9 protein-coding genes are annotated in these 9,523 nt (G+C 72.6%); 2 read left to right on the top strand and 7 right to left on the bottom strand.

The genetic code is table 11. The features are described 5' to 3' along the window. The 5 genes from PKA89_RS11480 to PKA89_RS11460 form a co-directional block, all read right to left on the bottom strand. Positions 1–406 (bottom strand): hypothetical protein (locus PKA89_RS11480; RefSeq protein WP_324419512.1); only part of this gene is annotated, 406 nt, incomplete at its 3' end. 223 nt (positions 407–629) lie between these two features. Beyond that, the gene (locus PKA89_RS11475; RefSeq protein WP_324419510.1) at positions 630–1,421 is read right to left on the bottom strand and encodes a MerR family transcriptional regulator; all 792 of its coding nucleotides are present in this window, start codon (positions 1,419–1,421) and stop codon (positions 630–632) included. A 181-nt stretch (positions 1,422–1,602) separates the two neighbouring features. Next, positions 1,603–2,052 (bottom strand): SCP2 sterol-binding domain-containing protein, encoded by a 450-nt coding sequence (locus tag PKA89_RS11470; protein WP_324419508.1) that lies wholly within the window; start codon positions 2,050–2,052, stop codon positions 1,603–1,605. A 53-nt stretch (positions 2,053–2,105) separates the two neighbouring features. Then, the gene (gene topA / locus PKA89_RS11465; protein WP_324419506.1) at positions 2,106–4,856 is read right to left on the bottom strand and encodes a type I DNA topoisomerase; all 2,751 of its coding nucleotides are present in this window, start codon (positions 4,854–4,856) and stop codon (positions 2,106–2,108) included. A 135-nt stretch (positions 4,857–4,991) separates the two neighbouring features. Then, positions 4,992–5,447, bottom strand: coding sequence for a hypothetical protein (locus PKA89_RS11460; protein ID WP_324419505.1), 456 nt, complete (start codon positions 5,445–5,447; stop codon positions 4,992–4,994). 284 nt (positions 5,448–5,731) lie between these two features. Here PKA89_RS11460 and PKA89_RS11455 point away from each other — a divergent pair, with 284 nt between their 5' ends. Then, positions 5,732–6,532, top strand: a complete 801-nt coding sequence (locus PKA89_RS11455; protein WP_324419503.1) for a class III extradiol ring-cleavage dioxygenase — start codon at positions 5,732–5,734, stop codon at positions 6,530–6,532. A gap of 25 nt (positions 6,533–6,557) precedes the next feature. Then, positions 6,558–7,328 (top strand): maleylpyruvate isomerase N-terminal domain-containing protein, encoded by a 771-nt coding sequence (locus PKA89_RS11450; RefSeq protein WP_324419501.1) that lies wholly within the window; start codon positions 6,558–6,560, stop codon positions 7,326–7,328. A 19-nt stretch (positions 7,329–7,347) separates the two neighbouring features. Here PKA89_RS11450 and PKA89_RS11445 read toward each other — a convergent pair whose 3' ends face one another. Together PKA89_RS11445 and PKA89_RS11440 are read right to left on the bottom strand one after the other, a co-directional pair. Further along, positions 7,348–7,638 carry a hypothetical protein gene (locus PKA89_RS11445; protein WP_324419499.1) on the bottom strand — a complete coding sequence of 97 codons (291 nt, stop codon included), beginning with the start codon at positions 7,636–7,638 and terminating at the stop codon, positions 7,348–7,350. A 12-nt stretch (positions 7,639–7,650) separates the two neighbouring features. Further along, complete coding sequence (locus tag PKA89_RS11440) at positions 7,651–9,414, bottom strand: sodium:solute symporter family protein (protein ID WP_324419497.1); 1,764 nt, start codon at positions 9,412–9,414, stop codon at positions 7,651–7,653. Positions 9,415–9,523 lie beyond the last annotated feature (109 nt).

The raw sequence follows: 9,523 nt of genomic DNA, 5'->3' as shown, positions 1-9,523 counted from the left end.
CGTCCGAGGTGCCGCGCGGACGGTCACCGCCGTGGTCGTCGTTCGCGTCGTGCGTGGCCGGGTCGTCCGAGGTGCCGCGCGGACGGTCACCGCCGTGGTCGTCGTTCGCGTCGTGCGTGGCCGGGTCGTCCGAGGTGCCGCGCGGACGGTCACCGCCGTGGTCGTCGTTCGCGTCGTGCGTGGCCGGGTCGTCCGAGGTGCCGCGCGGACGGTCACCGCCGTGGTCGTCGTTCGCGTCGTGCGTCGCCGGGTCGTCCGACGTGGCCGACGGCGACGGCGTCGAGGTGGCGCTCGAGGGCGCCCGGACCGGGAGCCGTTCGGCGAAGGAGGCGTTGCCGAGCACGCCGGCGAGGGCGGGGGTGACGGCCACGGCGGCTCCGAGCGTGATGAGGGCGATGCGTCGCATGGTGCTGGTCCTTCCGGGGAGGTTCTCACAGGAGCGGGGCCGGGGTCGGCCCGTCGACGAGAACGGTGCCCGGGACGCGAGGACACCCACCATCGGGCTTTGGTCCTAGTACCCCCCCCCCGGTCGAGAGACGAGGACATGCCGCCTCCCGTCATGGGGAGGCGGCACGTCCTCGTCGTTCGTCGGGCGGACCCGGGCGGCTGGGTGGCAGCTCGAGTGGGCCTCAGGCCTGCTCGTGCCGGTTCGCGTTCGCGTGGATGGCGTCGTGGACGTACTGCGCGAGTCCGGGCGCCTGCTCCTCGTAGGTCCTCGTGAACCGTGGGTCGGCGAGGTACATGTCCGCGAGCCCTCGGTGGAAGGTGTGGTCGAGGTCGTAGAAGCGCCGGTGGATGTGCAGCCGGTGCGCCTCGGCGGCGTCCATCGCCCGCTGCGAGGTCGGCGGCTCGCCGGCCTGCATCGCGGCGACGAGCTCGGCGCCGACGGCGTCCTGCTCGGCCTTGATCTCGGCCCAGTCGGCCTTCGTGTAGCGGTCGGTGCGGCGCTTGGACTGCTTCCAGGCGTCGGTCTCGCCCCAGCGCTCCTCGGCCTCCTGCTGGTACTCCTCGGTGAAGCCGTCGCCGAAGAGCTCCTTGAGGTCGTCGGTCGTGGCGGGCTGGTCGTTCATCTCCCTCTCCAGTGCTCGGTCGATGGCCACGACGAGCTCCTCGAGCTCGCCCAGCCGGGACACGACCACGGCGCGCTGGCGCAGCAGGTGCTCCGCCGCCGTCCCGTCACCGTCGAGCAGGTCCCGCACCTCGTCGAGGGGCAGGTCCAGCCGGCGGTAGGTGACGACGCTGGAGAGCCGGGCGAGGTCCGCATCGGTGTAGAGGCGGTACCCCGCGGGCGTCCGGCCGGACGGGACGACGAGGCCGATGGCGTCGTAGTGGTGCAGCGTGCGCACCGTGACGCCGAAGGTCTCGGCGACCTGGCCGACCGTCAGCTCCACCCGGTCAGTGTGCTGGCTCGTCGTGGTCATGTCATCCACGGTGCTGCCTCACGTCGCGTGAGGGTCAAGCCGCTTCCTGCCCGAGGTCCACGCCACGCGCGTATCGGGTCACCCGATACGGCCGCGCTTCCCCCCGGAACCGTTCCCGGGGAAAGCGCACCGTTCTCGGGTCACCCGATACGCGTGGGGTGGCCGGGAGGGCGGCGCGGGTTCAGGCCTTCGGGGTCTCGAACCAGTTCGCGAGCGCCGACGCGAGCCCGAGGTCGCCACGCGCCTTGACCTTGCCCATCATGAACATCATCGCCGGGTTGCCGGTGCCCGTGACGAGCTTGAGGAACTCGGCGGGGCCGGACATGAGGGACAGCTGCGGCTCGGCGGTCGGCGCCTTCTCGACCGTGCACGTGCCGCGGTCGACGACGACGGCGTAGGTGTCGCTGGAGTCCGCCGGCCCCCCGGTGACCCGGAAGTCGATGCGGGCGCTGCGGTCGCCGGCCTTGTCGGCGCGGAACTGCTCCGGGAACCGGGCGAAGACCGCGTCGAGCAGGGCGCCGCGGTGCTCGCCCGCGAAGGCGTCGCGGATGTCGGCGTCGGACGCACCCTTGACGGCGGCGACGAACTCGCTGGGCGAGGCGGTGGTCAGGGACTGCGGGTCGAGAGCCATGCCGACGAACCTACTCGCCGGTAACCACCCACGCAACGGCGCCCGCCGCCGGGTCAGGCCTTCTTGGCGGCCTTCTTCGCGGTCGTCTTCTTCGCGGTCGTCCTCTTCGCGGTCGTCTTCTTCGTCGTCCGCTTGCGCGCGGTCTTCTTGGCCGGCCCCTTGGCCCGCTTCTCGGCGAGCAGCTCGTACCCCCGCTCGGGCGAGAGCTGCTCGGGGTCGTCGTCCTTGCGCAGCGTCGCGTTCGTCTCGCCGTCGGTGACGTACGGCCCGAACCGCCCGTCCTTGACGACGACCGGCTTGCCGGAGACCGGGTCCGTGCCGAGCTCGGCGAGCGGCGGCTTGGCGGCGGCCCGGCCGCGCTGCTTCGGCTGCGCGTAGATGGCCAGCGCCTCCTCGAGCGTGATGTCGAAGAGCTGCTGCTCGGAGGTCAGCGAGCGCGAGTCGGACCCCTTCTTGAGGTAGGGCCCGTAGCGACCGTTCTGCGCCGTGATCTCGTCGCCGGACTCGGGGTCGGAGCCGACGACACGCGGCAGCGAGAGCAGCCGCAGCGCCGTGTCGAGCTCGATGGTCCCGAGGTCCATGTCCTTGAAGAGCGAGGCGGTGCGCGGCTTGACCTTGTTCTTGCCCTTGCCCTGCTCCTCCTCGGGGACGACCTCGGTGACGTAGGGCCCGTAGCGCCCGGACTTCGCGACGATGTCGCGGCCGGTGCGGGGGTCCTGACCGAGGACGCGCCCGTCGTCGGCCGCGCGGTCGAGCAGCTCGCGGGCGATGGCGGGGGTCATCTCGTCCGGGGCGATCTCGTCGGTGATGGTGGCCCGGCGCGGCTGGGCCGCGGCGGAGTCCGCGGCGGCGGCGTCGGTGACCTCACCGGTCGAGGCGTCGACGCCGGCCGGCACGACCTCCTCGACGTACGGCCCGTAGCGCCCGACGCGCACGACGATGCCGTCGCCGATGTCGATGGTCGAGATGGCCCGCGCGTCGATGTCGCCGAGGTCCTCGACGAGGTCGCGCAGCCCGTCGGCCGAGCTCGCCTCGTCGCCGAAGTAGAAGCGCCGCAGCCACGCCGCGCGCTGCTCGTCACCGCGCGCGATGGCGTCGAGGTCCTCCTCCATCGAGGCGGTGAAGTCGTAGTCGACGAGCCGGCCGAAGTGCTCCTCCATGAGGCGCGTCACCGCGAAGGCCAGCCACGACGGCACGAGGGCCGAGCCGCGGTTGCTCACGTAGCCGCGGTCCTGGATGGTGCCGATCGTCGAGGCGTAGGTCGAGGGCCGGCCGATGCCGCGCTCCTCCATCGCCTTGACCAGGGTCGCCTCGGTGTAGCGCGCGGGCGGCGAGGTCTCGTGCCCGTTCGCCTCGGACCGGCGCACCTCGAGCCGGCGACCGGCGCCGAGCTTCGGCAGGCGACGCTCGTCGTCGTCGCGGGCGCGGGTGTCGTCGCGGCCCTCCTCGTAGGCGGCGAGGAAGCCGCGGAAGGTGATGACGGTGCCGCTCGCGGAGAGCTCGACCTCGCGGGCCGGCGCACCGTCGCGCAGCGTCGCGGCCAGCCGCACGGACGCGGTCGAGCCGCGGGCATCGGCCATCTGGGAGGCGACGGTGCGCATCCAGATCAGCTCGTAGAGGCGGTACTCGTCGCCGCGCAGCTCACCGGAGACCTGCTTCGGGGTGCGGAAGCGGTCCCCGGCCGGGCGGATCGCCTCGTGCGCCTCCTGGGCGTTCTTCACCTTGCGCTCGTAGCGGCGGGGGGCATCCGGCACCGAGTCGCCGCCGTAGAGCTCACGGGCCTGCTGCCGCGCGGCGGAGGTCGCCGCGTCCGACAGCGTCGTGCTGTCGGTCCGCATGTAGGTGATGTAGCCGTTCTCGTAGAGGCGCTGGGCGACCCGCATCGCGTTGCGGGAGTTGAGCCGCAGCTTGCGCGACGCCTCCTGCTGGAGCGTGCTCGTCGTGAACGGCGCGCTCGGCCGGCGGGTGTACGGCTTCTCGGAGACCTCGGCGACGGTGACCTCGGCGCTGCGCAGCGCCTCGGCGATGCCGGTCGCGCGCTCCTCGTCGAGCTGGACCGCCTTGTCGCCCTTGAGCGTGCCGTCGTCGGCGAAGTCGCGGCCGGTGGCGACGCGCTTGCCGTCGACCCCGGTGAGCCGGGCCGTGAAGAGGTCCTCCTGGGCACCGGGCGTGACGTCGGCGTCGACGTCCCAGTACGAGGCGCGCACGAACGCCATCCGCTCGCGCTCGCGCTCGACGACGAGCCGGGTGGCGACCGACTGCACGCGGCCGGCGGACAGGCCCGCCTTGACCTTGCGCCACAGCACCGGGCTCACCTCGTAGCCGTAGAGGCGGTCGAGGATGCGCCGGGTCTCCTGCGCGTCGACGAGGGAGGTGTTGATGTCGCGGGTCTGGTTGGCCGCGCGCTGGATGGCCTCGCGGGTGATCTCGTGGAAGACCATCCGCTTGACCGGGACCTTCGGCTGGAGGGTCTCGTAGAGGTGCCACGCGATGGCCTCGCCCTCGCGGTCCTCATCAGTGGCGAGGTAGAGCTCGTCGGCGTTCTTCAGGAGGGCCTTGAGCTCGCGGACCTTCTTCTTCTTGTCCGCGTCGACGACGTAGTAGGGGTCGAAGTCGTCGTCGATGTTGACGCCGAACTTGCCGAACGGCCCCTTCTTGACCTCGGCCGGCATCTCGCTCGGCGTCGGGATGTCACGGATGTGCCCGACGGACGCCTCGACGTCCCAGTCGCTCCCGAGGTAGCCCGCGATGGTCTTCGCCTTCGCGGGGGACTCGACGATGACGAGCTTGCGTCCGGATGCCATGCCAACCTGCCTGTTCCGTCCCCCACGTGCAGCGGATTCGTCGCTGCTCGGACGTGGTGACGGGGCCGACGGTAGCGCCCGGAGGCCGTCCGGCGCACACCCGGGTCGCCGGACGACCCCGGGCGCGTCGTGCGGTCAGCGCTCGCCGCGGACCAGCCGGACGATGACGCCGACGGTCCCGAGCGCCGCGAGGACGAAGTACATCGCGAGGTCGCCGCCGTAGCTGCGGAGCACCTCGCCGTCGGTGACGTTCTCCCAGACGAAGGACGAGCGCGAGACGCCGGCGGCGGCCGCCTCGGCGGCGTGCGCGGAGTAGTACTGCGAGGCGTCCCAGCCGACGAGGGCCAGCGCGGTGCCGACGACCCCGAGGACGATGAGCCCGAGGAGGGGCAGCATCCCGCGGCGCGGCGGCGACCCGGCCGCCTTCGCGTAGCCGAGCACGGCGCCCGCCGCCAGCACGACCGAGGTGATCGACGCGACGTAGCCGAGGTTCCACACGACGACCGCGAGGACCCCGGAGCCGAGGACGGCGAGCAGCGCGACGGCCAGCCCGCGACCCACCCGCTCGACCGGCTCGGGTGCGGCCGGCACGGGAGGCGTCAGGGGGAGGGTGGCGTCCGAGAGGCGGCGGGCGGGCTCGGTGGGCGGCCCTGGCGGCGCGGCGGCCGGCGTCGCGGGCTCGGCGACGGCGGCGGTCGGGTCGGAGTACTCGGTCGCTGGCTGGCTCCTCGGTGCAGGTGGGAGCCCCCTCGGCCCCCCCGGCTCGGGCACCCTGGCCGTGAGGAGCGTCCGCCACCGGGCGTTCGGCGAGAACCCGAGGAACATCCGGTCGCCAGATGTGGTTGAATCATCAACTAAGTTCCCGAGGAGTTCCGATGACCAGGACCGCACCCGAGCGGATGCCCGTCCTGTACCTCAGCCACGGCGCCCCGCCGCTGGCCGACGACGCGCGCTGGACCGCCGAGCTCGCCGGATGGTCCGCCGAGCTCCCCCGGCCCACCTCGGTGCTCATGGTGTCGGCGCACTGGGAGCAGGCGCCCGTCGCGGTGTCGGCGACCTCCGGCGACGTGCCGCTGACCTACGACTTCTGGGGCTTCCCGCAGCGCTACTACGACGTGACCTACGACGCGCCCGGGGCACCCGAGCTCGCGCGGTCCGTGGCCGGGCTCCTCGGCGGCGCCGGCGAGCAGCTGCACCAGGACCCGACCCGCGGCCTCGACCACGGCGCCTACGTTCCGCTGGTCGAGATGTTCCCCGAGGCCGACGTCCCGGTGCTCCAGCTCTCGATGCCGACCCTCGACCCGCAGCGGCTCTTCGAGCTCGGCCGCCGGCTGGCCCCGCTGCGTGACGAGGGCGTCCTCGTCGTCGGGTCCGGGTTCACGACCCACAACCTGCGCTGGTTCCAGCCGGCCGACGGCCCGGACGGCACGCCCCCGGCCCCGTCCTCGGAGTTCGACCACTGGGCCGCGGAGGCGGTCGGGCGCGGCGACGTCGACGCCGTGCTCGACTTCCTCGCCAAGGCCCCGGCGGCCCGCGAGGCCCACCCCCGCACCGAGCACTGGGCGCCGCTCTACGTCGCGCTCGGCGCGGCGTCGGTGGGCGGCGACGTCGCCGGCCGCAGCGTCATCGACGGCTTCTGGTACGGCCTGAGCAAGCGCTCCTGGCAGTTCTCCTGACCCCGGCGGGCGGCATGATCGCCCCATGAGCGACGTGCACCTCGACGTGGAGCAGCACCTGGCCGGCCTCGAGGCCGCGGCCGACCGGCTCGCCGGCTGGGCGACCGAGGCGGGACCCGACGCCGCCGTGCCGACCTGCCCCGGCTGGTCGGTCGCCGACCTCGTGGCGCACCAGGGCCGGGTGCACCGCTGGGCCCTCGCCGCGCTGTCCGGCGCCGACCTGCGCACCGTCGGCATCGACGACCAGGAGGGTCCGGACGGCGACGCCGTCGAGTGGCTGCGCGCCGGCGCCACCGAGCTGCTCGACGTCCTACGCACGGCACCCGACGACCTCGTGGCGCCGACGTTCCTCCGGGAGGCACCGCCGGCCCGGCTCTTCTGGGCGCGGCGCCAGCACCACGAGACCGCCGTCCACGCGCTGGACGCCCTCGCCGCCCGGGAGGGACGGATGCCCTCGGCCGCCGACGCCTGGTTCGGCGCCGATGTGGCCCGCGACGGCATCGACGAGCTGCTCGTCGGGTTCTGGCCGCGCCGGGGCCGGGGGCCGCGGTCCGAGGACGGTGCCTACCCGGCCGTCGTCGCCACCGCCGAGGGCGACCGGTGGTGGCTCGAGGTCGGCCCGGACTCCGTGCGCACCCGGCTCCTCGGCCGGCACGAGCCGGACCCCGCGCCGGACGCGGTGCGCCTGTCCGGCCCGGCGCTCGAGGTGCACCTGGCCCTGTGGAACCGCGGCGGCGCCCCGGCCGACCCCGACGGCCTCCTGGACCGCTGGCGCACCGGAGGCGCCGTCGGCTGACCCGCCGCCGAGCGGCCGGTCAGTGGCCGCCGCGCTGCTTCTTGCGGGGCGCCGGCCGGGTGGGGTCGTCCTCGACCGGCGGGACGTCCTCGGGGACGACGACCGGCCGCAGCCGCGACCAGGCGATGAACCCGAGGCCCACGACGAGCAGGACGAGTCCGGCCCACAGGTTGGCGTTGACGCCACCCGTCTTCGCGGTCTCGGCGTCGGCGAAGAACCCCATGAGGGTGAGGATCACACCGTAGATCGTCAGGAGCAGGCCGATGATGTTGCGGATGTCGAACGCGCCCGCGGTGTGCTTCTCTGCCATGACGACTCCCGGTCAGAAGAGGATGTTGAGGACGACGACCATGACGAGCGCGACGCCCGCGAGCGGCACGGTCCGGCGGTACCAGGGGTAGGACGCCTCGTTCGGGTCGGTGCGCGTCTCGATGGGTGTCTCGGAGTACACGAGGCCGACGAGCTCCTCGACGGGTTTGGGCTGGGTGCCCATCGTCACCGCGACCGACACCGCGATGTCGACGACGAAGGCCGTCGAGGCGGCCACGAAGGCCGCCCCCTGGCCGCCGAGGGGGATGACGCCGAGGCTCGCCGAGCCGAAGGCGTCCTCGCTGAGGAACGCGACGAGGACGGCCGACAGGGTGCCCGAGACCAGGCCCGACCACCCGGCGGCAGGGGTCATCCGCTTCCAGAACATCCCGAGGATGAAGGTGGCGAACAGCGGCGCGTTGAAGAACCCGAAGAGGGTCTGCAGGTAGTTCATGATGTTCGAGAACGAGCTCGCGATGATCGCGGTGAAGATCGCGATGACCGTCGCCCCCACGGTCGCCAGCCGGCCGATCCGCAGGTAGTAGTCGTCGGAGCGGTCCTTGCGGATGTAGCGCTCCCACAGGTCGTAGCTGAACACCGTGTTGAAGGCGGAGATGTTGGCCGCCATGCCGGCCATGAACGCGGCGAGCAGGCCGGTGAGCGCCAGCCCGAGCAGGCCGTTGGGCAGCACGTCGCGCATGAGGTAGAGGAGCGAGTCGTTGAACGCGACCCCCTTGCCCGAGGCGCCGCCCGGCGGGCTGCCCCCGTTCTTCAGGTCGACGATCTCGGGGACAAGGACCGCGGCGATCATGCCGGGGACGATCGTGATGAAGGGGACGAACATCTTCGGGAAGGCGCCGATGACCGGCGTCTTGCGGGCGGCGGAGATGGAGTCGGAGGCCATCGCGCGCTGCACCTCGACGAAGTTCGTCGTCCAGTAGCCGAAGGAGAGGACGAAGCCGAGGCCGAAGACGATGCCGACGACCGACCAGAAGCCGCTGTCGAAGCCGGTGAGGGCCTGCCCGGGCCACGAGTTCAGCTGCTGCTCGGCCGGTGGCACCCCGGCCTTGGCCGGTGCCGAGCTCGCCGCCGCGGTGATCTTCTCGGTGAGCCCGCCCCAGCCGCCGACCCGGTTGAGGCCGAGGATGACCAGCGGCAGGAGCGAGGCGACGATGACGAAGAACTGGAGGACCTCGTTGTAGATCGCCGCCGACAGGCCGCCGAGCGTGATGTACGAGAGGACGATGAGGGCGGCGACGATGAGCGCGATCCACAGCGGCCAGCCGAGCAGGGCGTGGACGATCGAGCCGAGCAGGTAGAGGTTGACGCCGGCGATGAGCAGCTGCGCGACGGCGAAGGAGATCGCGTTGACGAGGTGGGCGCGCCGGTCGAAGCGGCGGAGCATGAACTCCGGCACCGAGCGGACCTTGGAACCGTAGTAGAAGGGCATCATGACGATGCCGAGGAAGAGCATCGCCGGGATGGCACCGACCCAGAAGTAGTGGACGGTCGAGATGCCGAACTGGGCCCCGTTGGCACTCATCCCCATGATCTCGACGGCGCCGAGGTTGGCCGAGATGAACGCCAGCCCGGTGACCCAGGCGGGCAGCGAGCGTCCGGAGAGGAAGAAGTCGATGGACTCCGACACCGAGCGCCGGGCCAGCAGGCCGATGCCGAGGACGAAGCCGAAGTAGACGACGAGGATGAGGTAGTCGACCGGGCCCGCGTCGATCAGCGTGTCGGCCGCGGGCACCGCCCCGGCCAGCCCCTGGACCACCGCGTGTGCTCCTGCCGCGACCACGACCACCACCAGCTCCCCGTCGAGACGTCGGCACCGGACCCGGCACCGCTCGCCACGCTAACGCCTCGCGTCGTGCGGGTGCGCT

Origin of the sequence: Phycicoccus sp. (assembly GCF_035325325.1) — a bacterium.
In the GTDB taxonomy this organism is placed as follows: domain Bacteria; phylum Actinomycetota; class Actinomycetes; order Actinomycetales; family Dermatophilaceae; genus Phycicoccus.
This window is presented reverse-complemented; position numbering and strand designations above follow the sequence as displayed.

Bases quoted from the DNA above. Each gene is read 5' to 3' on its own strand.
- PKA89_RS11470 (WP_324419508.1), bottom strand. From the start codon at position 2,052: ATGGCTCTCGACCCGCAGTCCCTGACCACCGCCTCGCCCAGCGAGTTC.
- PKA89_RS11445 (WP_324419499.1), bottom strand. From the start codon at position 7,638: ATGGCAGAGAAGCACACCGCGGGCGCGTTCGACATCCGCAACATCATC.
- PKA89_RS11450 (WP_324419501.1), top strand. From the start codon at position 6,558: ATGAGCGACGTGCACCTCGACGTGGAGCAGCACCTGGCCGGCCTCGAG.
- topA (WP_324419506.1), bottom strand. From the start codon at position 4,856: ATGGCATCCGGACGCAAGCTCGTCATCGTCGAGTCCCCCGCGAAGGCG.
- PKA89_RS11455 (WP_324419503.1), top strand. From the start codon at position 5,732: ATGACCAGGACCGCACCCGAGCGGATGCCCGTCCTGTACCTCAGCCAC.
- PKA89_RS11475 (WP_324419510.1), bottom strand. From the start codon at position 1,421: ATGACCACGACGAGCCAGCACACTGACCGGGTGGAGCTGACGGTCGGC.